The organism is Ruminococcus flavefaciens ND2009 (assembly GCF_000621785.1).
Taxonomy (GTDB): domain Bacteria; phylum Bacillota; class Clostridia; order Oscillospirales; family Ruminococcaceae; genus Ruminococcus; species Ruminococcus flavefaciens_C.
Window position 1 is genome coordinate 140,000 of record NZ_KK211349.1, and the last position, 24,333, is coordinate 164,332.

The 24,333-nt window shown below is 47.5% G+C and carries 16 protein-coding genes; 14 read left to right on the forward strand and 2 right to left on the reverse strand.

The window, feature by feature from the left end; all coding sequences use genetic code 11:
* Positions 1–232: 232 nt before the first annotated feature.
* The 3 genes from T488_RS0115545 to T488_RS0115555 all read left to right on the forward strand — a co-directional run bounded on the left by T488_RS0115545 (position 233) and on the right by T488_RS0115555 (position 3,332).
* Positions 233–598, forward strand: coding sequence for a hypothetical protein (locus tag T488_RS0115545; protein ID WP_028521605.1), 366 nt, complete (start codon positions 233–235; stop codon positions 596–598).
* A gap of 760 nt (positions 599–1,358) precedes the next feature.
* On the forward strand, positions 1,359–1,583 hold the full coding sequence (locus T488_RS0115550) for a hypothetical protein (protein WP_028521606.1): 225 nt from the start codon (positions 1,359–1,361) through the stop codon (positions 1,581–1,583).
* A 120-nt stretch (positions 1,584–1,703) separates the two neighbouring features.
* Positions 1,704–3,332 (forward strand): recombinase family protein, encoded by a 1,629-nt coding sequence (locus tag T488_RS0115555; RefSeq protein ID WP_028521607.1) that lies wholly within the window; start codon positions 1,704–1,706, stop codon positions 3,330–3,332.
* 189 nt (positions 3,333–3,521) lie between these two features.
* Here the strand turns inward: T488_RS0115555 and T488_RS0115560 are convergent, their stop codons facing one another.
* Complete coding sequence (locus T488_RS0115560) at positions 3,522–4,856, reverse strand: MATE family efflux transporter (RefSeq protein ID WP_028521608.1); 1,335 nt, start codon at positions 4,854–4,856, stop codon at positions 3,522–3,524.
* Between the two features lie 423 nt (positions 4,857–5,279).
* Between T488_RS0115560 and T488_RS0115565 the strand changes: the two genes are divergently transcribed.
* Genes T488_RS0115565 through T488_RS0115600 form a run of 8 tightly spaced genes read left to right on the forward strand, consistent with a single transcriptional unit; the run spans position 5,280 to position 21,478 of the window.
* The gene (locus tag T488_RS0115565) at positions 5,280–6,236 is read left to right on the forward strand and encodes a SagB/ThcOx family dehydrogenase (protein ID WP_051536520.1); all 957 of its coding nucleotides are present in this window, start codon (positions 5,280–5,282) and stop codon (positions 6,234–6,236) included.
* Between the two features lie 54 nt (positions 6,237–6,290).
* Positions 6,291–13,778: a non-ribosomal peptide synthetase gene (locus T488_RS0115570; RefSeq protein ID WP_028521610.1), complete on the forward strand. Its 7,488-nt coding sequence runs from the start codon at positions 6,291–6,293 to the stop codon at positions 13,776–13,778.
* 1 nt (position 13,779) lies between these two features.
* Positions 13,780–14,646, forward strand: coding sequence for a class I SAM-dependent methyltransferase (locus T488_RS0115575; protein ID WP_028521611.1), 867 nt, complete (start codon positions 13,780–13,782; stop codon positions 14,644–14,646).
* 22 nt (positions 14,647–14,668) lie between these two features.
* Positions 14,669–15,904, forward strand: coding sequence for a U32 family peptidase (locus T488_RS19045; protein ID WP_028521612.1), 1,236 nt, complete (start codon positions 14,669–14,671; stop codon positions 15,902–15,904).
* Positions 15,905–15,921: 17 nt separating this feature from the next.
* Entirely contained in the window at positions 15,922–17,355 is a 1,434-nt protein-coding gene (locus T488_RS18305; RefSeq protein WP_051536521.1) for an aspartate aminotransferase family protein, read from the forward strand.
* The gene (locus tag T488_RS0115590) at positions 17,352–18,032 is read left to right on the forward strand and encodes a thioesterase II family protein (RefSeq protein ID WP_037298578.1); all 681 of its coding nucleotides are present in this window, start codon (positions 17,352–17,354) and stop codon (positions 18,030–18,032) included. Before T488_RS18305 ends, T488_RS0115590 begins: the two co-directional genes overlap by 4 nt.
* 39 nt (positions 18,033–18,071) lie before the next feature.
* The gene (locus T488_RS0115595) at positions 18,072–18,773 is read left to right on the forward strand and encodes an ABC transporter ATP-binding protein (RefSeq protein ID WP_028521614.1); all 702 of its coding nucleotides are present in this window, start codon (positions 18,072–18,074) and stop codon (positions 18,771–18,773) included.
* A complete protein-coding gene (locus T488_RS0115600; protein WP_028521615.1) occupies positions 18,773–21,478 on the forward strand; it encodes an ABC transporter permease in 2,706 nt (901 codons plus the stop codon). The genes T488_RS0115595 and T488_RS0115600 overlap by 1 nt, the downstream gene beginning before the upstream one ends.
* A 78-nt stretch (positions 21,479–21,556) precedes the next feature.
* On the opposite strand, the gene T488_RS0115605 is transcribed toward T488_RS0115600, so the two are convergent.
* Positions 21,557–22,192 carry a 4'-phosphopantetheinyl transferase family protein gene (locus T488_RS0115605; protein ID WP_028521616.1) on the reverse strand — a complete coding sequence of 212 codons (636 nt, stop codon included), beginning with the start codon at positions 22,190–22,192 and terminating at the stop codon, positions 21,557–21,559.
* A gap of 217 nt (positions 22,193–22,409) precedes the next feature.
* Between T488_RS0115605 and T488_RS0115610 the strand changes: the two genes are divergently transcribed.
* The 3 genes from T488_RS0115610 to T488_RS0115620 all read left to right on the forward strand — a co-directional run bounded on the left by T488_RS0115610 (position 22,410) and on the right by T488_RS0115620 (position 24,331).
* Positions 22,410–23,078: an alpha/beta hydrolase-fold protein gene (locus tag T488_RS0115610; RefSeq protein ID WP_028521617.1), complete on the forward strand. Its 669-nt coding sequence runs from the start codon at positions 22,410–22,412 to the stop codon at positions 23,076–23,078.
* Between the two features lie 65 nt (positions 23,079–23,143).
* The gene (locus T488_RS0115615) at positions 23,144–23,686 is read left to right on the forward strand and encodes an NAD(P)H-dependent oxidoreductase (RefSeq protein WP_028521618.1); all 543 of its coding nucleotides are present in this window, start codon (positions 23,144–23,146) and stop codon (positions 23,684–23,686) included.
* Positions 23,687–23,698: 12 nt separating this feature from the next.
* Entirely contained in the window at positions 23,699–24,331 is a 633-nt protein-coding gene (locus T488_RS0115620) for a flavodoxin family protein (protein WP_028521619.1), read from the forward strand.
* Positions 24,332–24,333 lie beyond the last annotated feature (2 nt).

The following is a 24,333-nucleotide window of genomic DNA, read 5'->3' on the forward strand; positions in this document are numbered from 1 at the left end:
AATAGTGTTCTATTTCGTCAGAGCGCATAACACTGCGGATTGCTTTGAAAATAGCTGAAAACTAAAAGTTTACAACTTGTTCATAAAAATAGATTATAGATTGAACTCGGTAGAGATAGTATACTATATCTATTGACTTTTGTCAAGAGAGCGTGTATACTGAACACAGTTAAGACGTCCGGACACTCTTGACATCACAAGTAAAAACTCGAAACGCGAAAGGAAGATGTAGATGAAAGATTTGAACGTTATCAACTGCACAGCGTACTCTAACGGTATCAACTCTCCGCTTGAGTATCTCAACATCACTACGCCTGCCGAGTTCAAGGTGGTGATGGACTTACTCTGCTACTACGACAGCGAAAAGAAAACCTCGACCATTAGCCGCACAGGTATTGCAAGAGACACTGCGATGTCGGTGAGCAACGTTGAGCGAGCACTGAAAACTCTTGCACAGAAGGACATCATTCGTATCCACAACAACTATGCTGACAACGGTCGTCAGGTAGAGAACTCATATGAGGTCGCATTCCTGAATTACGACATGGACGAGGACAAGCTCCGCGATGCAGAGTTGGCATTGAAATTTAAAAGTTAATTGTCATAGGGGCTGTGTCATGATGTCATAGGCTTATATATTAAGTATACAAGATAATATATTATTATAGCTAAGAAGGAAGATATATATTACTTGATAGCTATAATAAAACAAGCGCCTTCTTTTCTTTGCAACGATAACTGTGACAGTAACCGTGTAAGGTGTGATTATCCGAAACACGCACAAAAAGCCCCTTTTTAGCCGTCCTCAGAGTGAAAATGGTATAGCTGCCCCACCGCTCCCGTTGAATGCGATTGTCGCGCAACGTGGAGCGAGTTGGGGGATATACCAGAGGAAGAAAAATCGGACAGTGCAGGGGGGACAAAAGTCGGTCCGAAAGACCGGCAAGCATCGCAGACGGCATTCCGCCTGCCGCTGAAAACGGGAGAACCCGTGCCCCTTTTTGGTTTGCAGGAAAAAGGCTGGCGTCATTTGCGCCCGCCATTCCACATCGGACGGGCAGTGCCCGCCGATTCTTCGGCATTTGCTGTGAAGTAAGCAGAGGCGTCTTTCCTTGGGAATTTCAAAAAAGCAGGCGCCTTTTTTGAGAAAAAAGCCAGATAAAGGCTATGATCAGGGAGATATGGGAGGCGTCTGAGCAGCATAATTGCCGCTGTGAGAGGAGTGATAAAAAACCGAGCAGGCCTCGCAAGGGATGCTCAAAAAGTCTGGGCTGGTAACACGCAGGCTCAGCAAAGACGGTACGATCAGATTTTGTACCTGTGAATTTGAATTGAATAGTTTTAGAGGAGGCGGATGTATGAGCGTAAACCTTGAAAAGACTCATTGCAGTGAAGATCCCGAGGTACAGTCCGTATTGCATCACGACTGTACTGTTGACGGTGTCACCTATCGTGTTTGGTCTGCTTTCCTTGGCAGGAAAAGAGCTGAAGAGGCACTCGGAGAACTAATGCTCCGACAGCTCGAAAGGGGGTATGAGAAGCCTGCCTTTGATGCAAAGCAGACCGAGAGCGAGTCAATGTAAAAGTCGGAAAATGTTTTTTGTGCAGTCCTACGAAATCAGCTGTGCACACTGGATTCCTGAGCGGAGATGTGGTATACTGTCCGTGTAAGGATCTGCTGCACGGCTGTGAAAGGAGTTATAATGAAAAACAAACAGCCTAAAAAAGCAGCTCTGTATTGCAGGCTCTCGGTCGATGACGGGCGAATGGGCGAAAGCGTAAGCATTGGCTCGCAGAAATTATTATTGGAGCAGTACTGCAAGGATCATGCAATAGAAAATTATGAAGTGTACGATGATGACGGATACAGCGGCACTAACTTTGACCGTCCTGCGTTCCAGAGAATGTATGAAGACATCCAGAACGGACTGATAGATACCGTCCTGGTAAAAGACCAGTCACGATTCGGAAGGTCGTATATCGAAGTCGGAATGTACGTTGAAAAGTTCAAAGAGCTCGGGGTTCGGTTCATAGCGGTCAGTGATAACTATGACTCTATGAAAAATGAAAACGATATGATGTTCCCGATGCGGAATGTGCTGAACGATTACTTCGCAAGAGAGGCTTCTATCAAGACTAAGACTGCGAAGAAGGCAAAAGCGAAAGCAGGACAGTACATCGGTTCAAAGCCGCCCTTCGGCTACAAGCTGGACCCGAACGACAGACATCACCTTGTGATAGACGAGCCTGCCGCGGAGACAGTACGAAGGATATTCAGAATGGCGGCACAAGGGATAGGCTACAATAAGACCACAAAAATATTCCGTGAAGAAAAAGTTCTCACACCGATAGCTTACTTCAATCTCCACAATCCTGATTACTTCAAGTCGGATTACTGGAGAAAGGAGTTCGATTGGCACGTTACTTCTATCCGAGTGATTCTCGAAAACGAAGTCTATCTCGGCAAACTAATCTACGGAAAGCAGCGGTGCAAGTCCATGAAAAGCAAGGAAAAAGTCAAAGTCCCGAGAGAGGACTGGATAATCGTTGAGAACTGTCATGAGCCGATAATAACACAGGAACTATGGGACGAAGCACACAGAATGATGAGTACCAAAAGGCGTCCAACGCAGACAGGTGAAGTTCAGATGTTCGCAGGTCTGCTCTACTGCGCAGACTGCGGTCACGCACTCACCTACTCGCAGAAGAAACGCAAAGACGGTACATATCACGGAGCATACTCATGCTGGATGTATAAAACTCACGGCAAGGAATACTGTGCATCGCATTATATTACCTACGATGTGGTGTACAAGCTTGTGCTGAAAGATGTCCGGAGAGTGCTGAAGTCATATCGTAAAAATAAGGATGAGTTCAGGTCATTCCTCGACAGCAAATGCAGCGACAGCAGTGCAAAGAAGATAATACAGCATGAACATGAGCTTGAAAAAGCACAGGGCAGAATAGCTGAGATAGACCACCTGCTCAACAAGCTCTATGAAGATAATGCACTCGGAAAGATCTCAGATGATCGCTATGCACAGATGACAAAAACATTTGAGAAAGAACAGGCAGAACTCAAAAAGTCGATGCCCGAACTCACATATGAGATCACGACGCTCAAAGCCAGATCTGATGCCGCCGATAAATTTACAAAAGTAATTGACAGTTATACGGATATAAAGGAACTCAATGCTGATATACTCAATGAGCTTATCGACAAAATAGTTGTCCACCACAAGGAAAAGCTCTATGGAAAGACATATCAGCAGGTTGAGATATATTACAGATTCGTAGGCGAACTGAAGGAAACTGTAGCAAAAGCAGCGTAACAATCAAAACTGGAAATTATGTTCGCTTTAAAAACAGTCCTCGGTCGCAGGTTCGAGTCCCGTCACAAGCTCCAGCGGGGAGCCCCCGCAGCCAAGTTCGCGTCTCAGTAAAACTGGGGCGTGAATTTATTTTCCGCGCATGAAGCCGTATTTTAATTGTAACACATACACCAAAAACGCCCTGCAGGTTTATTGCTTGCAGGGCGTTGTTGTTTTAGTATTGCCGAATCTGCTGAACATGGCAAATCCTACGGCTGATGTTATTATCTCGGTTATGGGGTATGTCAGCCAGAAATAGTATAGTCCGAATCCGGCGAACAGCCAGCCGAGGGGAACGAACAGAAAAACAGTCCGTATCACGGTGAGAGCGGAGCTTTTGAAGGGGCTTCCCACTGCCTGAAAGAACACGGGAAACAGCAGGGACACCGCCATAGGCACAAAGCTGAGTCCGATTATGTGAAAGCCGTGAACGCCTATTCTCAGAACTTCGCTGTCGTGGGAGAAAAAGCGTATCATCTGTGACGGAATGAACAGGAAGCACAGTGTTCCCATGCCCATCAGAACAGCGCCTGCGATGAAGGAGTCCCACAGGATACTGCGGCAGCGCTTGGTGTTCTGTTGAGCGTAGTTGAAGCTTATCATGGGGACGATGCAGGTCTGCAACGCGCCCAGCGGGATAAAGAAGAAGGTCTGCCATTTGTAGTAAAGACCGAGGACTGTCACTGCCTGGTCCGAGAATGTGGCAAGTATCATATTCAGTCCGAAAATATAGAAGGTGTACGCAGACTGCATAAGGATATTCGGCGTACCCAGCCTGTAAATGTTCCTGATGTTCACCCAATATTTTTTCAGTGCAGGGGGCTTGTAGAAGCCGTGCTTCATTACGATGAGCGCGGCGGCTGTCTGACCGATAACGGTGGATATTGCCGCACCTGTTATCCCCAGCTTCGGCAGTCCGAGCCAGCCGAATATCAGCAGCGGATCGAGTGCGATATTTACTGCCGCACCAATTATCTGAGCTGTCATGGGCAGCTTCATATTGCCCTTGGATTGCAGTATTTTCGTCCATATGCTCTCGAAGAAAAGTCCGAAGCTGAATAAGCAGACTATTCTTCCGTACCGCACCACATCGGCGCGTATCATTTCCGAATCCGTGGAGATCCTCGCATAAAACGGCATTATCAGATAGCATACCAGGGCGAACAGCAGCCAGAGCACAAATGCAAGCGGAGTTCCCACACCTGCTGTCTCGGCGGCACGTTTCTCCTTTTTTATTCCGAAGAAGAATGCCATCGCAGTATTAATGCCGACTCCCGAACCCACAGCGAGAGCTATCATCAGAAGCTGCAAGGGATAAACTATGGACAGTGCAGTGAGTCCTTCCTCCGAGCACCTGCCGATGAAAAAGCTGTCAACGATGTTGTACAGCGCCTGTATGAGCTGTGCAGCCATGACGGGCGGCGCAAGCCTGAATATCATCTTCCATACGCTGTCTTTTGCAAAATCTATCTGTCCTTTTTCCATATAAGCACTTCCTTAGCCTATACATTATAGCACAGATATATGCGGTTTTCAATACGTAAGAGCACCTGCAAACGGGGATCGCAGGTTGTTTTTTTATACAATAATTACATAAAAAGCTGCGGCGGCAACGCCTTGATTTAACGAAATATAAAAGTTTTTTAAGAATATTGACAAGAATGCTATAATGTGCTAAAATATAAGCTGTTAGTGTTGTAAAACATATTTTTACCAGCCCGGTTCAAAAAGCATATATCCGATGATATATCGCTGATTCGAGTACGGGCTTCATTTATGACACGATATTAGTAAAAACTAACTTTATTACTCAAACATTCCTTCTACACGTCTCACCACTTTTCTCACCTTATTCGTTTTATAAGCGTAAGTTAGTTACCGCTAATTAACACGAAAGGATGTATTTATATGAAAAGTATGTACTTCTGGTCTCCGTCTGTTAATTTCAAGATAATAAACGGCGAGCTCAGAATAGAACGCTTTAATTACGGAAAAAAGGGTGCAGAATTTTTCCCTGAGCTTTACTACTACACTCAGGACGGCACAGAGCTCAGCGAACTGAAGGAGCGTTTCCCCGAAAACAAAAGGGCTTTTCTCAACAACCTCATCAAGGACCTCATAAAGAAAAAGATCCTCGTAAACTCTATACTTTCCCCGAAAGAGCTTTTTTACAGCCAGAAGAAAATATTCAATGACGATCATGATGAGGATATGAGGTTCGTAAAGGAAAAGCTTGAGGAATTCAAGCTCTTGCAGACGGAAAGGCACGTTGTCACAGGCGATACATCCTATATACTTGCGAATACGGAGCTTCCGCCTATTGTGGAGAAAAGGTGCTCTGTAAGGGAATTTTCCTCTGATCCTGTATCATACAGCGATCTCTCATATATCCTGAGCTGTCTGAAAAACAAGCCTGCCGATCACACAAGGTACTATCCGTCAGCAGGCGGACTTGCTACGCTGGATATTTATGTACATATAAAGGAAGGAAGAGTTGAGGGGATAGATGCGGGACTTTATTATTACGATCCTGTCCTCAACAGCCTTGTTCTTGCGGACGACGGAAAAATGATCTCCTCCGAAGCTCATTATATAACCAACAGGGATATATATGAAGGCTCTGCCTTTACTGTTTATTTTGTGTACAACGGTCAGGCGAGTATGCCGAAATACGGCGGAATGGCTTATTTTTACGGCATTATGGAATGCGGCATAATAATTTCCCTTCTTACGGCTGCGGGCGAGAAAAAGGGCATAGGGAACTGCTGCATAGGTGATATGTATTACGAAAAGATACTCCCGTGTTTTAAGCTGAAAGACGATCAGGTGCTTCTCCATTCCATGGAATTCGGAAAAAAGCGCTGATCATATCAGATATGGATATTGCAATAACAAATGCATGACAGAAAGGAAATATAGATGCTCGAAAACATAAACTGTCCCCTTACCGAACTCCAGACCTCCTATGTTATCGGAAGAAATGAAGAAGAAATGGCGACAAAGGTCATTTACGAGGTCAGAACAGGTTCTGTAGATATTCATCAGCTTGAACGCGCTATTGAAAAGATAGTTATTGAACAGCCTGCACTCAACAGCTATGTCCATGACAGCAGGTATCTTAAGCTCAGGAAGACCATAAAGCCCGTAAATATACCCTTTACCGATATATCCTCACGTTCGGAGGCTGAAAAGGAAGCCTGCATAAGCAATATGATGAACGAGCTGAAGCTGAAGGTGTGGGATTGCAGGGAGGGCTATCCCTTTACGGTAGCTGCCGTAAAAATGGCTGAGGACGATATAAGGATATTCCTGGATTTTGATATGCTCATTTTCGACGGAATGAGCATAAAGCTCTTTGTGGACAAGATAAAGTATTACTATGACGATCCCGAAAGGGAGCCTGAGGTGGACAGCAGCTTTTTTGATTATTGCCTGTCCAAAACAGAGCTTCACAGCTCCAAGGGCTATGAAAGAGCGAGAAACTACTGGCTCAGCGATGAAGCAGCGCTGCCGCCCGCTCCCGATATTCCTCATTTCAATTCGGATATGTCTGCGGAGAATGCCGTTTTTGACAGACTGCACTGTACCATAGCCCATGATGAATGGATAAGGATCAGGGAAAACATCACCGCCCGGGGAATACAGCCCTATGTGCTCATGCTTGCCCTGTATTCAAAGATACTGGCGCTATACAGCGGCTCAAAGCATTTCACTGTAAACCTCCCCGTTACAAACAGGAAGGCTGCATCAAGGAACGCTATAGGCGACTTCACCTCCGTTCTCCTTATAGATATAGACACCGCTCAGGAGAATGTTGCCGTTCTCTGCGGAGATATACAGAGGAAGATACTTAAAGCCCTGAAGAACAGAGCCTTCGACGGCATTGAGGTAATGAGGTCTATGGCGGGAAAGGACAATTCCGAAAGTGCGCATTTCCCCATAGTATTCACTCCCATGCTCTATGAGGATTTCAGCATAGCTGTTGATTCTCCCATAGGAAAGATAATCTGCGGATGCAGCCAGACCACCAACGTACTGCTCGATTGTCAGATATTTGAATATGACGGTGCGCTCTCCATCAATATAGATTACCGCAGAAACAGCTTTGACAAGGTGATCCTTGACAATATGTTCAGGCTTTTCTGCGGCGATATAAACAGCTTTTCCGATGAGAAAAACTTCACGGACACAGGCTTCCTCAGCAGGATACTTGAAGATGACGCTGAAAAAATAAAGGCATATAACGACACTGCGGAGGATATTCCTTACTGCTCGCTTATGGAGCTTGCTGCCCCCTGCTTTGAGGAGCATAAGGACAGGACAGCTGTCTCCTGCGGAGATGAGACCATTACCTTCGGAGAGCTGTGGGAGCGCTCGGGAAAGGTTTGCAGCCTGCTTGCGGACAAGGGCGTGCAGAAGGGCGATACAGTCGCAGTCATCGGCAGCAGGAGTATCCCTACCATAGCCAATATACTTGGCGTATTCAGATGCGGTGCGGTCTATGTGCCCATAGACGTAGTACAGCCCGTTGACCGCAGAGACAGGATAATAAAGAAAGCGGACTGCCGCTGTGTCATCACGGAGGACACGGACCTCAGCGGATACAGCTCAGACTGCGGAGACGCTGTCACCTGCTCTCCCGATGACATCGCGTATATCATTTTCACTTCGGGAAGCACGGGCGAGCCCAAGGGCGTTGTGATACGCCACGGCGCCGCTGTGAATACGGTCCTCGACATAAACAGACGCTACGATGTAACGGACGAGGACGTTCTTGCCTGCGTTTCGTCTATCGGATTCGATCTTTCGGTATATGATATTTTCAGCTGTTTCGTAACCGGCGCGGAGCTTGCTCTTGTTCCCGATGTTTACGATGTGGAGTCAATGGTATCGGTGCTGTCTGACAGAGGAGCAACTGTATGGAATTCGGTGCCTGCCATATTCAGACTTGTTGTTGACTTTATCTCAAAGAACGAGGAAGGAAGCGACTCATACTTCGGGGATTATATCTCTGAGGGGGATGAGGCTTCCAGCTATATCCTTTCCCTGCGCCTTGTAATGCTCAGCGGTGACTGGATCTCAAAGAACATAACCGCAAAGGCTATGAAGATGTTTTCGGACTGCCGAATGGTAAGCCTTGGCGGTGCCACAGAGGCTTCCATATGGTCTATTTATTACAATATTGATCATATCGACCCTGACTGGGACTCTATCCCCTACGGCTATCCGCTGGCGAACCAGAATATCTATATCCTTGACAGCAGCTCAGAGACCGCTCCCATAGGCGCAAGAGGCGAGATATGTATAGGCGGCATCGGCGTGGCTGAGGGCTACTTCAATGACCCGCAGAAGACCGATGCGCAGTTCTGTCAGCACGAAAAGCTGGGCAGGATCTACCATACAGGCGATTACGGTCTCATGTCGTCGGAGGGATATGTGGTATTCCTCGGCAGAAAAGATCATCAGATAAAAATAAACGGTTTCCGTATCGAGCTGGGCGAGGTTGAGAACGCCATAAAGAAGCTGGATTACGTAAAGAATGCCGCTGCCGTAGTCAGAAAGACAAAAAGCGGTTCACAGGCTATCTGCGCTTACGTTTCCCTCTATAAAAATACCAATGCCGAGCAGATAAGAAAGGATTCCGCGGAGAAGCTCCCTCATTATATGATACCTTCAAGGATAGTCGTTATGGAGGACCTTCCCCTTACCGCAAACGGCAAGATCGACCGCAAGGGTCTGCCCGACCCCTTTGAGACGGCAGCAGCCTCTGTTTCCGCTGAGACGGAGATCGAGAAAAAGCTGACGGAGATATGGAAAAAGCATCTCAAGAACGATGATATACCTGTTGACGGCCATTTCATAGAGCTGGGCGGCGATTCTCTTGCCATGATAACTATAGTCAACGAGATAAAGGAGATCTTCGGCACTGAGATAAGCTTCAAGAAGTTTATGATACTGGGCTCGGTCCGCAATATCGCAGAGCATATAAGTCAGTGCGGCGATAAGACAGCCGGATCGGAGGAGCCTGTATATACTCCCGTCAGATGCAGTGCGGAGGAGAAAAACAGTCCCTTCCCCCTCACCGATATACAGTTTTCTTACTTTATCGGCAGAAACAGCGGCGTGAAAATGGGTAGCATATCCACCCATGCTTATTATGAGGTCGAAAACGATTTTGACATACCCCGTCTCAACAGGGCGCTGAACAGGGTCATAGCCGATAATCCCATGCTCAGGATGGTGGTAACTCCCGACGGTATGCAGAGGATACTGGAAAATGTGGGCGAATACTCTATACCCGAGGAGGATCTGAGCGGCTTGTCTCCAGAGGAGCAGGAAAAGGCTCTCACGGCGGCAAGAAACGAGCATTCCCACAAGATAATAGACATCAGCAGCTTCCCGCTGTTTGAGTTCCGCGCAATAAGGCTCTCTCCCGAAAGGGTAAGACTTCTTGCGGGCTTTGATCTGCTCATATCCGACGGTATAAGTATGAGAATATTCATCAGACAGCTCATGGAGAACTATAATTCACAGGGCACATCTGATGTAAAGGCGGATTTCGACTTCCATGACTATATCCTTTCCCTCAACGCCATGAAGCAGACCCCTTACTACAGGGAGGCGGAAAGCTACTGGGCAAAGCAGCTGGACAGCTATTCGGGAGCTCCCTCACTGCCTGTAAAGACATCGGCAAAGGATATAACCAAGCCTGTATTCAAACGCTGCAAGCACATGATCTCTCCCGAGGTATGGAGCGGCGTCAGGGAAGCTCTTGCAAAATACGGCATAACTCCCTCCACCTTCCTTATGACAGCCTACGGAAGACTGCTTGCATATTACAGCGGCAGCGACAATGTTACCCTCAACGTCACAACCTTCTCCAGGTTTCCCTTCCATGAGGCTGTGGAGAATATGATGGGTGACTTCACCTCAGTTATGCTGGTGGAGATAAACGGCAGAGAGCAGTACAGCGATGTATGCCGCAGCGTTCAGGAGAAGATAGCGGAAAACCTTGAATATAAGCTCTATGACGGTGTAAGCGTCATCAGAAGCATCGCAAGGAAGGAAAACCGCAGCGGCGAGCTGCTTTTCCCCTATGTTTTCACGGGTATGCTGTTTGAAAATCAGGACTCCTTCAATATCGACGATATAGGCGATGTTGTATACAGCGTGAGCCAGACCTCACAGGTGTACCTTGACTGCCAGGTCATGAACGAGAATAACGGAATAAGCATTACCTGGGACTACGTTTCACAGCTGTTTGACGGTGAAATGATCAGCAGGATGTTTGAACAGTACATAGATATGATCGAAAGTGCGTCAGCTCTCCTGTCGGGTAAAAACAGGTCCTGTCTCTGCGATGCTGACAGGAAGATGATAGAGGAGTATAACTCTACAGAAAGGGAATACCCTGTTCCCACTCTCATTGAAGCCTTTGAGAAGACGGCAGCGGCAGTACCCGACAAAAACGCTGTTACCTGCGGCGGCAGATCCGTGACCTATTCGGAGCTTGACAGAATGGCAGAATGCGTTGCGGGAGGACTCAGGGAAAGAGGAGTCCGCAAGGGCGACAGAGTGGCTGTATATGAGTACAGAAACGCTGAGACCGTTGCTTCCATACTGGGTATACTCAAATGCGGAGCGGTCTACGTTCCCGTAAGTCCCACTGTTCCCGAGGAGAGAAGAAGATTCATACTTGAAAACAGCGGCATATCCACAGAGATAACAAAGGAAGAGGCTGAGAAGCTGCTTGCCTGCGCTCCCTCCGAAGCGGATACCGCACCCTCTGCCGATGACGAGGCTTACATCATCTATACATCGGGAAGCACGGGAAGACCCAAGGGCGTTGTAATGACCCACGGCGGCGCAATGAATACCATCGCCGACATAAACAGCAGGTTCGGTATTGGCGGAAACGACGTTATACTGGGAGTTTCCTCATTCACCTTCGACCTGTCTGTCTACGATATTTTCGGAGCATTCAGTTCGGGTGCTGAGCTTGTGCTGGCTCAGGACAGCAAAAACGTTCAGGAGCTCAGGGCGCTGATAAGCGATGCTTCTGTGACTGTATGGAACTCGGTCCCCGCAATATTCTCCCTCATAATGAACGATACCTCCGATAATGCGGCGGATTACTTCGATGAGGCAGCAGAGAGCGTTGACGTTGTGATCGAGGATACCGACACCCTCAGGGTGGTCATGCTCAGCGGAGACTATATCCCTACCGACCTTCCCGACAAGATAAGGGACAGGTATTCAAATGCAGAGGTCATCAGTCTTGGTGGAGCTACCGAGGGCGGAATATGGTCCATTTATTATCCTATCGGCGAGGTGGACGAGAGCTGGTCGGTCATACCCTACGGCTATCCCCTTGCAAATCAGCAGATGTATGTTCTGGACAAGGACAATGAGATATGTCCCGTAATGCTTGAGGGCGAGATCGCAATAGGCGGAAACAGTCTGTCGCTGGGCTACTGCAACGACCCGCAGAAGACAGCTGCTGCGTTCATAGATCACCCCGTTCTCGGCAGGATCTACAAAACAGGAGATATGGGTGCATTCCACCCCGACGGCTATATCGAGTTCCACGGCAGAAAAGACGATCAGGTCAAGATCAACGGATACAGGATAGAGCTTGGCGAGATCGAGTCATCAATGCTGAAGACCGAAGGCATTTCGGCTGCGGCTGCGGTCATAAGTGCGAATAATAAAAACAATATCCTCGCCTTCTATGTCTCTGACAGGAAGATAGAGGAAGATGAGATCAGGGCGGAGCTTTCAAGGCATATACCTTTATATATGCTCCCCACGGTGATAAAGCCTGTGGTACAGCTCCCCGTAACGGCAAACGGCAAGATCGACAGGAAGAAGCTTGCTTCCGAGGATCTGCTCTCAAAGGAAAGAGAAGTGATACTGCCGAGGACCGAGAATGAAAAGCTCCTTTACAGGTATTTCAGCGAAGCTATCGGCGTTGACGGCTTCAGCATAACAGACAGCTTCTTTGAGCTGGGCGGCGACTCTGTCAAGGGTATCACCATGTTCAACAAGCTCAGCGAGGAGTACGATATAGAGCTCAATCTCATATTCAGGTATCAGACTGTGGAACAGCTGGCAGCGCACCTTAAAAAGAGAAAGAACGGCTATCTTGATGAGCGTATGGATAAATTCAAAAAGGAGTATTATTCAGTCTCTGACGACAACAGTGCCGATCACGTTGACAGCTTATATGAAGAATACCTTGAAAAGTGCAGTGAGGACCTCAGGGGATATGACTCCCTCACAAAGGCTGAGTACGGCAGCATAATGCTGACGGGCGCTACAGGCTATCTCGGTGCCTATATCGCCGAAAGGCTCCTTGCAGAGACAAATTCCGAGCTGTATCTTACTGTGAGAGGAAATGCCCCCGTGAAGCGCCTGAACGACAATCTTGTGTTCTATTTCGGCGACGGTATCCTTGACAGGTACAGCGGACGTATCCATTATGTGTCCTGTGAGCTTTCCAAGCCTCTTTTCGGCATGGAAGCGGAGGAATACAGAATGCTTTCACAGCAGATCGAGCTTGTGGTCAACTGCGCAGGAAAGGTCCAGCATTTCGGAAAGTATGAGGACTTCAGAGACAGCAACGTTGAGAGCGTGAGCAATCTTGTTCACTTCTGCAATGAGGGCAGGAAAAAGCGCCTCTGCCACCTGTCCACAACGAGAGTTTCCGAAAACCTTTCTTCTGAGGGCGGAATAGTATTCAGCGAGTACACCATTGCGGATACGGAGTTATCCGAGGAGTACTACGTTCAGACCAAAAAAGAGGCGGAGGACATCATTCTCAGAGCTATGGACGAGGGACTTGAAGCAGACATCTACAGGATAGGAACTGTGCTCTTCGACTCACATAACGGACATTTCCAGAGGAATATCGAGTCAAATTCCTTCTACCTCATAATGAAGGCGTTCTTTGAACTGGGAGCAATGCCCGACATTGACGCAGAGCTCCTTGACTTCTCCTTTGCGGACCAGTGTGCAGAGGCGATAACCTCGCTTATAACTGCAAAGGAGACCGCAGGAAGCATCTACCATATATTCAATCCCAACAAGCTGAGTATGCGCTCCTTCTATGAAAAGCTCAGGAGCTGCGGCATGAACGAGAAGATGGATATAATGGAATTCGAGGAATTCTTCGACTTCGTTTACGATAAGTACAAGGATGAGAGCTATAAGGAGAATATAGACACCCTTCTGCTCCATTCGGGGGCATATATATCTGTTGACAGCGGTATATGCGCGGTAGTCAACGATAAGACCTGTGAGCTCCTTGAAAGACTTGGCTTCAGGTGGTCAGAGGTCAGCGAAAAACATATTTCGGATATGCTTGAATACGGCAAGAAAATAAATTTTTTCAGAAAAGAGATGTAATATGAAGCTTGGCAGTTTTATAGAGCATATGTCAGATACCCACAACAATGCTACAGAATATTATGAGGATATGGACTATGATATAGTCCCGGGTCTGAAGGGCGTCAACAGGAAGGCGCGGTGGATGAACGTAGGATACTGGAAGAACTGTTCGGACTACAATACCGCCTGCGAAAAGCTTGCACATCTGCTGTCGGCAGCGGGAAAATTCTCGCCTGAGGACAGGCTTCTGGACGTGGGCTGCGGCTGCGGCGAGCAGGACCTCTATTGGGCTAAGACCTATGACGGCATATCCATCACCGCAATGGATATAGTTGAGAAGCAGGTTGAGGAAGCAAAAAAGCGGATACACGATACGGGAAAAAGCACGGTGAACTTCATGAAGGGCGATGCGGGAAACCTGCCCTTTGAGGCTGAGAGCTTTACAAAGGTCTCGGCTCTTGACTGTGAATACCACTTCGCCACAAGAGAAAAATTCTATAACGAAGCCTACAGGGTCCTTGAGAAAAACGGCAGGCTCACAGTGACTGATATGCTCCCGAAAAAGGGAGAGAAATGGAACAGCCCCCTGCAAAAGAAATGGCGCAAGGGCATATTCATTCCCGATGAGAATATGTACGACTATCATCACTGTATAGAGCTGCTGAAAAATGCAGGATTCAGAAGCGTCGGCGTCAAGGTGATAAGCCATGAGGTGTTCACAGGTCTCGCCTGGTATTTCATAAAGCGCTTCATGTCGCCGCGTAAGCCCATTGATGAAGTGAAGGTCAATATCCGCAGGTCATCCTTCAGGAGAAGGATATATCCCGCTATATGGGGCTTTCTCTTCGGGACCTCCGAATACGTTGTCATAACCGCTGTCAAATAAAGATTTCTGAAAGGAGTAAAATATGAATTATTCGATCGGTACTAACTTTGATACCGCACTGCTCGATGTCATTAAAAAGAATGACCCCGAACACAAGATAAGATCTGTTTTCGGAAAGCTGAAAATAGATTCCTTCGGCGGAGGAAGAGCGTCTATGGTGCTCCCTGATATCAACTGGAATCAGCTGGGAGACTATATCACAAAATGCCACGCTCAGGGACTTAAGTTCAATTATCTCATCAATCCCATGTGCTACGGAAGCCATGAAATGGAGAGAGAGTACAACAAGAGCTTCAATAAATACCTCGAAAGGCTCAGGGAGCTGGGAGTCGACAGGATAACCACCAATTCTCCCTATATGGTCGAGAGCATAAAGCGCAGATTCCCCGAGTTTGAGATAACCATAGGTCTCTACGCTCTGATAGATTCGGTCCAGAAGGTGAAGTACTGGTTCGACCTGGGCGCTGATGAGATCACTCTCAACGATAACTTCGTAAGGAATTTCAAGCTGCTTGAGAGCACCATGATGTACGCAAAGGAGAGGGACAAGGAGATACGTCTGATCGCCAACAATATCTGCCTCCACAACTGCCCCTACAGCGTCGCTCACGGAAATGCACAGGCACACGCAAGCGAAAAGGGAAGCTCCTCATCGGGCTTCTCCGTTGACTACTGTATGCTCAAGTGTACCATGACCCGTCTTAACGACCCGTCACAGTTCATACGCTCAGCCTTTATCAGACCCGAGGATGTTAAGTATTACGATGATATGGCAAAGCGCATAGGCTATGACAAGTTCTCCATGAAGCTTCTTGACCGTACAAGAACAACGGATTTCCTTGAGGGAGTAATAAAAGCCTATGTCAACGAGGAATATGACGGTAATCTCATCGAAATATCCAACCTTCCCTCCAACCACAAGATAAAGAACGTCGATGTAAAGGGAGCTGTCCTGAAGGCTTATAAGTTCAATATAAAGGGTATGCTGAATTACGCAAGTGTATTCGATCTTCCCGATATATATATGGACAACAAATCCCTCGACGGGTTCCTTGAGAGGTTTGTGAACGGCGGCTTCAGCTGCGACGATCACGTATGCTGCAAGGACGTGAAGAACCCTTCCGTTGACTGCAATTACTGCTATAAATGGACCGACAAGGTCATGAAGATAAAGGACTCAGATGTTGCCGAATGGAACAGAAAGGCATTTTCTATCCTCGATCAGCTCAATTCAGGTACTTTCTATAAAATAATATAAGGAGATGTAACATCAAAATGAGTATTCTCGGCAAGGATAAACAATACCACCTTTGGAACCCCTTTACCGATCTCGAAGAATTTATCCCCTATAAGGACATGGGACCCATGACTCTTGTAAGGGGAGAAGGAGTCTATGTTTACAATGCTGCGGGAAAGCGCTTTATCAACTCCAGCGGCTCTCTCTGGAACGTGGCTGTTGGTCACGGCAGGACGGAGCTGGCAGAGGTGGCTGCCGAGCAGATGAAAACGCTCTGCTATTCATCGTGCTTTCAGCAGACCCATCCACGCGCAGTTGAATTTGCAGACAAGCTCTGCGCCCTCACGGACTACGAATACGACAAGGTATATCTGGGCAGCAACGGCTCTGAGGCGATTGAGACAGCAGTAAAGCTCACAAGGCAGTACTTCCGTCAGAGCGACGATCCCGCGCTCAGAGGGAAATACAAGATCATCTCCTTCAAGGGCTCATATCACGGCGTTACATACACGGCTATGGCTCTCAGCGGCGAGGAGATATATGAAAAGCTCTATGCGCCGCTGCCGGCAGGTATCGTACATATAGAGCCTCCCTTTGCTTATCACGGAAGCTATGGCACCGAGGATCAGGCAGAATGCGAGGAGAGATGTATTCAGGCTCTGAGAGATACCATTGAGGCAGAGGGGCCCGAAACTGTGGCGGCATTCATTGCCGAGCCTGTTATGGGAGATATAGGTATACTCCCCCTCAGCGACGGTTTCTTTGACAAGGTCACCGAGATCTGCAAGGACTATGATATGCTTGTCATCGCAGATGAGGTCACTACGGGCTTCGGAAGGACAGGCAGCCTCTTTGCCTCGGAAAACTGGAAGGTGCGTCCCGATATAATGTGCCTCGGAAAGGGCATAAGCAGCGGATATCTTCCCGTTTCGGCAGTCATGGCAAAGGCATCTGTGTATAAGAACTTCATCGGCAAGGAGTATTTTCAGCATGGCAGCACCGCCAGCGGAAACCCCGTATGCTGTGCGGTAGCTATGGCGAATATCGACATAATCCTCCGTGAGCAGCTGGTAAAGAATTCGGCTGAAATAGGAAAATACCTCCTTGACAACCTCAGGGATATGATGAAGGACAGACCCATAATCGGCGATGTCCGCGGCAGGGGACTTATGATAGGCATAGAGCTTGTAAAGGACCGCTCCACCAAGGAGCCCTATAAAATGAAAGAGGTGTTCAACATCGCAGCTGACTGCGCCTCACAGGGACTTATCCCCTATTACAACAACAATTTTATGGCGATGTTCCCGCCCCTCATCATTGACAGATCCATTGCTGATGATATACTTGCCATACTTCATTCTGCACTCAAAACAGGCAAGGCAGAGAGCGTAAAGAAAAAAATGCGGCTTTTCGGTGAGCTTGCCGCTTCAAAGAAGCAGTCAGCCATTGAAAGCGGAAAGAGTGGGATATGATGAACCTGTTCTGTATCCCCTGTGCCGGCGGAAGCGCCTATATGTTCAGAAAGATCGGGGAGATGCTTCCCCCTGATATAAAGCTCTGTCCCCTGGAGATACCGGGCAGAGGCAGCCGCTTCAACGAGGAGCTGGAGTCCGATCTTTCCAGTGTAGCAAATGATCTCTATGAGAGCATAAAGGACAGGCTCGACGAGGATTACTGTATCCTCGGATTCAGTATGGGCGGCATACTTGCATATGAGCTCTGCTGCCGGCTCATGAGCCATCACAGAAAAATGCCCGGATCGGTATTTATACTCGGGAGCGAACCTCCCGAACACTTCTCCAATACGGAATATCACAAGCTTGACGATGAAAGCTTCAAGAAAAAGCTCATATCCATAAACGGCATACCCCGGGAGCTTATAGACAACAGCGAGCTTTTTGATTTCTATATCCCTGTTCTCAGAGCTGATTTTACTATGTGTGAGACGTATAAAAACGAGCATGATGCCGTAAGATTTGATGTGAGCTTTCATCTCATCAACGGCATAAGCGACGACATCAACAGGAAACAGCTTGATCTGTGGCGCAATTACTGCCGCAGCTGTACCATGGATTTTGTTCCGGGAGATCACTTCTTTATCAATACAAACATCTATGAAACAGCCACAGCTATAACCAAAAACCTTTAAGACAAAAAATGTAAACCGATTCTAAGATAGGAGTAAATTATGTATTTGGAAGTAAAAGGTCTGAAAAAGAAATACGGAAACAGTTCCAATACTGTTCAGGTACTGAAGGGCATCGAGCTCAGCGTTCAGAAGGGACAGATGTGTGTTATCCAGGGCACCAGCGGCTCCGGCAAATCCACTCTGCTCAACTGCATAGGAGGTCTTGAGACCATTGACGAGGGCTCGGTAAAGGTCAGCGGCAAGGAGATTTTCGGACTCTCCCCTTCTGCACTTTCAGACTACAGAAGGGATAACCTGGGCTTTATTTTTCAGTTCTACAACCTTGTCCCCAATCTCACAGTAAGGGAAAATATAAAGGTGTGCGAATACCTTACATCTTCTCCCCTTGACATTGACGAGCTGATAAAAACTCTCGGACTTACCGAGCATCAGAATAAATTTCCCTCCCAGCTCTCGGGCGGACAGCAGCAGAGATGCGCCATTGCCCGTGCCCTTATCAAGAACCCGAAGCTCCTGCTCTGTGACGAGCCTACGGGAGCTCTCGATTCTGCAACATCACGGGATATACTCATTCTTCTTGAGGAGATAAACGCAAAATACGGTACTACCATGCTCATAGTTACCCATAATAATTCCATAAAGGACATGGTACACAAGGTAGTATTCGTAAAAGATGGTCTCGTAGTAAAACAGTATGAAAACAAGACAAGAGTTCCCGCCGCAGAATTGGAGGATCTCTGATGAAAAGAGTTTTGAATAAAAGGATCCTTCGTGATCTCAGACATAACTTTGTAAGATATGCGGCACTTTTTCTCCTTGTAGTCCTGGGAATGTATATAGTTACAAGCATGGTAGCTTCGTCTGAAAACGTTATTCAGGGAACGATAGAAAAAAACGGCATAAACCGTGTGGAGGACGGCGAATTCTCCGTATTCGTCCCTCTTACTGACAAACAGCTCGATGAGATACGTTCAAATGATGTTGAGATAGAGGAGATCTTCAATTTCGACTTCTCGGAGAACGGCAAGGTCATCAGAGTAACTAAGGTCAGAGAGAATATCGACAGGATCGAAATAAAGGAAGGAAGACTTCCCGAGGCTGACGGTGAAGCTGTCATTGAGCAGCGCTATGCCGAGGAAAACGGTATAAGCACAGGCGATGAGATAAATATAAGCGGAAAGCTTCTTACGGTATGCGGTACCGGCTGCGTTCCCGATTATGATATGCCGATCAGGAAAATATCCGATACTGCCGTTGAGAGCAGCAATTTCGGCATCGCATTCGTCACCGCGTCAATGTATGACGAGTTTATCAGCGGCAAGAGCCAGAAGGCTCAGGAGTATACCTATGCCTACAGACTGAACGGGGATTACACCGCAGATGACCTGAAAAACGCCATCAAGGACATGGAATTTGATTATCATGACGTGGACGATGAGTATTTTCAGGATTATATCAGCGACAGCCTGGGCAAAAAGGATGAGCTGCTCGACGGCATACAGGAGCTGGTGGACGGTTCGGCAGAGCTCAGGGACGGTCTCGCCGATATAAAGGATCACAGCTCCGAGCTCACAGACGGTGCCTCGGATATATTTGAACTCTATCTTGATCAGGCAAACAGCGCTGTTTCAGCCTTTGGTATCACACTGACAAAGGATAATTACGCCTCCGAGCTTGACAAGGCAATAGCTGCCACAAACAGCAGTGAGCTCTCTGCGCTAAAAGAGAGGCTTGGTCAGCTCAGTGAATTCCTGGGCGGCACAAAGGACTATACCGACGGTGTGGATGAAGCCTATGACGGCTCTGAGGAGCTGGCTGACGGCATGACAGAGCTTCAGGACAAGACAAACGAGATCTCAGAGGAATACTTTGACGGACAGATAGACAATCTCACAATGTTCCTGAAAGCCGGGGACAACCCGAGAATAAATGCCGCAAGCAATGAGCGTGTGGTAAACAAGAACATGGGTCTGTTGGCAGGCGTAGTGGTAATGATACTCTTCATGTACGTTATCTCCGTCTTCGTGGTACATCAGATACAGTCAGAAAGCAGCGTTATCGGAGCACTTTATGCTCTGGGCATTAAGAAAAAGGACCTTATCACCCACTATCTCAGACTGCCCACAATTATCGCCCTCCTGGGAGGTATAGCCGGTGCAGCCATAGGCTTCAGCAGCTTTGCGGTAAATTCTCAGATGTCACAGATATATTCCTATTATTCGGTGCCCGAGTATAAGAATGTATATCCTGTATATCTGCTGATCTACTGCATTGTGATGCCCCCTGTGACAGCGATCATCGTAAACTATATCGTCATCAACAAAAAGCTTTCAAGAACAGCTCTTTCACTTATCAGGAACGAGCAGAAGGAGAGCAGTATAAGCAATATTGATCTCAGAAAATTCAGCTTTATAAGAAGCTTCCAGATCAGACAGCTCCTGCGTGAGCTCAGGATAGCCTTCACTGTTGTACTGGGTATGTTCATATCCATGCTCATCTTCATGATAGGCATGAACAGCCTTACCCTCTGCCTTAATGTAAAGAACGAGACTCAGGCGGATACGAAATACAACTATATGTACTATATGAAGTATCCCGAAAAGGAGCTTCCCGCCGAAGGAGAGGCTGTATATACGGAAACTCTCTCAAAGGAGTATCAGGGCTATTCTCTGGACGTAAACATCTTTGGTATCGGCGGCAGCAGCAAGTACTTCAGAGCAGAGCCTGCAAAGGGCAAGAACAAGCTTGCAGTCAGCAAGTCGGTACAGCAGAAATATTCCCTTTCTGTAGGAGACAAATTCGTGCTCACAGATTCCGCAAATGATATGGACTACGCATTCACCGTGGACAGCATAGCCGATTATTCCGCAGGACTTGCAGTGTTCATGGATATAGACAGTATGAGGGAGCTCTTTGGCAGAGAGGACGATTTCTACAACACTATCTTCTCCGACAACAAGCTTGACATCGAGGAGGGAAGGCTCTACTCCGTGACCACCAAGGAGGACATCGACCATTCATCCGAGGTATTCCTCTCAATGATGAGACCTACACAGGTAATGCTGCTGTCGGTATCGGTAGTTATCTTCTTTGTGGTAATGTATCTCATGCTAAAGGTCATGATAGACAGAGCTTCCTTCGGAATATCTCTTGTCAAGGTCTTCGGCTACAGAATGAACGAGGTAAGGAAGCTGTATATAAACGGCTATATGTTCGTAGTTGCCATAGGCGCACTTATATGTATACCGCTTACGAAGTGCATAGCGGATAAGATATATCCGAATATAATATCGAATACAGCCTGCGGAGTCAATATCAGGTTCCCGCTGTATGTTTATCCTCTGATATTTGTGGGAGTAATGGTCATTTACTTTATTATCATCACTCTCCTCGTAAACAGACTGAAGAAAATATCGCCCACAGAGGTATTGAAAAACAGAGAATAAAAAAACTATTTACCGTAAAGGATACCCGTATAAATATTTTGCCCCTGAGTGTTATCAAAACGCTCAGGGGCATTGCTGTTATTCAAGTGCGAGCTGAAAGCTGTGGAGATCAGGCTCCGAAAAGGGCTCCTTGCTGCATACCGCAAAGCAGCAGTCAGAGCGTTCAAAAACCGAAAAGAAAAGACCGGATTTCCTGTATCCGACACCGTTTACGTCAGAAAGATCCACGTCGGTGAGCTTGTCGGAGATACCCTCTCCGCTCTGCTTGAAGAAGGCTTCCTTCAGACACCATAAGCGGGTCAGCAGCCTGTCGGGGTCCTCGGCATTTTTTATAAGCTCCTGTTCACGGGGAGTGCATATCAGATGAACGAGGCTCTCTGCGTCAGTGATGGTGTCCTGAACATCAACACCTATGGGATATTTGCTTATACCGCAGAACACTGCCTTTGCGCAATGGCTTATGTTGAAGTGTATGCCGGGGTGACCGGGAAGATAAGGCTTGCCGTTACTGTCAGTTTCCCAGTATTTTTCAGAATATATATCTGTCCCGTACTCCCTCCTTATGCCGTCGGAAAAAAGCATGTATGAAAGCAGGCACAATATCCTGTCCTTTTCCTGATAATAGCGTTCTGCCTTCAGGAGGCGCTCTTTCGGGACGTATCTGCTGAACCCCTCAGGCAGTGAAAGAGGTATATTATCTGAATAATAAAGCATTTCGGCATTCTCCTTCTAACAATGATGTGCAGTTTAATAATAATATTATCACAGATAAATGCAAAAGTCAATGAAAAGGCAGAGCCTGTTTACCTGCGTTGCAGAAAAAGTATTGACATTGAATTTTTATATTGTTACAATAAAGATATTGCAGAGTCCCGCTCGGATATGATCGCTGTGCACGGGGAGCTGAATACCGACGATATGGAGAAGGGAAATGACAATTACAGCTATAGGCGGCAGAAACTGCCGTATTATCATAAAGGGCGCCGACCTGCCCACGGTCTACCTGGGCGAGATGAAGGACAGCGGCGAAGCTATTGAAAAGGTCCTTGGACTGTGCGGAGATGTGAGGTGCAACTTCATCATCTATGAGGCAGAGGACTGGAACGGTGAGTTTTCGCCCTGGGAGTTCACTCTGAACAAGAAGATGTCCTTTTCGGGGGGCGGTTGCAGGACTTTAGGCTGGCTCGTAAATGAGTGTGTACCATACTGCGAAAAGGAGTACGGTCTCACGGGAAAGCGTATACTCTGCGGCTACTCACTGGCAGGTCTTTTCAGCCTGTGGGCGTTCTATGAAAGCCGGGCTTTCAGCGGAGTCATCAGCTGCTCGGGCTCTCTCTGGTTCGGTGACTGGATAAGCTATGCACAGAGCCATACCGCTCCCCGGAACAGCTCCGTATACCTCAGTCTGGGCGACCGCGAGGAAAAGGCAAGGGACTCAGTAATGGCGACGGTGGGAGACTGTACACGAAGGCAGTATGAGCTTGTCTGCGGCGATAAAAACGTGTCACGGCATATCCTTGAATGGAACGCGGGCGGACATTTCAACGAGCCCGAGGTTCGGCTTGCCAAGGGCATAAAGTGGACGATCAGTGAGCTGTGATATGGGATCTGAATATTATGATCCATATATAAATTGACAAACGAGTTAAACAAAGGAGGATCATCATGAGCAATATTTTAGTTATCACAACAAGTCTCCGCGCAAGGAGCAATTCCGACATTCTTGCGGAGCAGCTTATGGCAGGAGCAAGGGAAGCGGGTCACAATGCGGAGCTCATTTCCCTTAAAGGCAAGGATATAAGGTTCTGTACCGGCTGTCTTGTCTGTCAGAAGACACAGCGCTGCGTACAGAAGGATGACGCCCTTGAAATTGCGGACAAGGTGCTGAACGCCGATACTCTCGTATTCGTAACCCCCATCTACTACTATGAGATGTCGGGACAGATGAAAACTCTGCTTGACCGTCTTAATCCGCTGTATTCTGCGGATTATAAGTTCCGCAGGATATATATGCTGTCAACAGCTGCCGAGGACGAGCCTTTTGTCCCCGAAAAGGCGGTCAGCGGACTTCAGGGCTGGGTGGACTGCTTTGAAAAGGCAGAGCTCATCGGTTCCCTTTTCTGCGGCGGACTTACGGGCGGCGGTGAAGTCGCAGAGACAGAGAAACATCTGAAAGCCGCATTTGACTTTGGGAAAAAACTGAAATAAGGAGTGATCATCATTAGCAAGAAAATAGTTGCAGTAAACGCAGGTCCCCGCAAGGGCTGGAACACAGACACACTTATCACAGAAGCTGCAAAGGGAGCTGAGTCAAAAGGTGCTGAGATAATACGCTTTGACCTTTTCAGGCTTGAGAGATACACAGGCTGTATTTCATGTTTCGGCTGCAAGAGGGAGAAAAACAAGGGCTGCTGCGTCTGTAAGGACGGTCTGACACCTGTTCTTGACGCTATCCGCAGCGCAGACGGACTTATCATAGGCTCGCCCAATTATCTCTCTGAGCCCACCGCTTCCTTCCGCGCACTGTATGAGCGCCTGATCTTCCAGAGCCTGACCTATAACGTGGAGACTCCCTGCTGCAATCAGAATGTGATACCCGTGCTTTTCATCATGACCAGCAATGCTCCCGATACAATGTACAGCGGACTTGTGCAGAACTATCAGCAGACTCTGGAACGCTTTGTTGGACCCACAAAAACTCTCATCAGCGGCGATACCCTACAGCTGAAGGACTACAGCAAGACCGACTGGCAGTGGACCATGTTCGACCCTGAGTCCAAGCAGAAGCGCCATGAGACCGTCTTTCCCGGGGAGATGAAGAAGGCATTTGAAATGGGCGCGGAAATGGTTTAAGG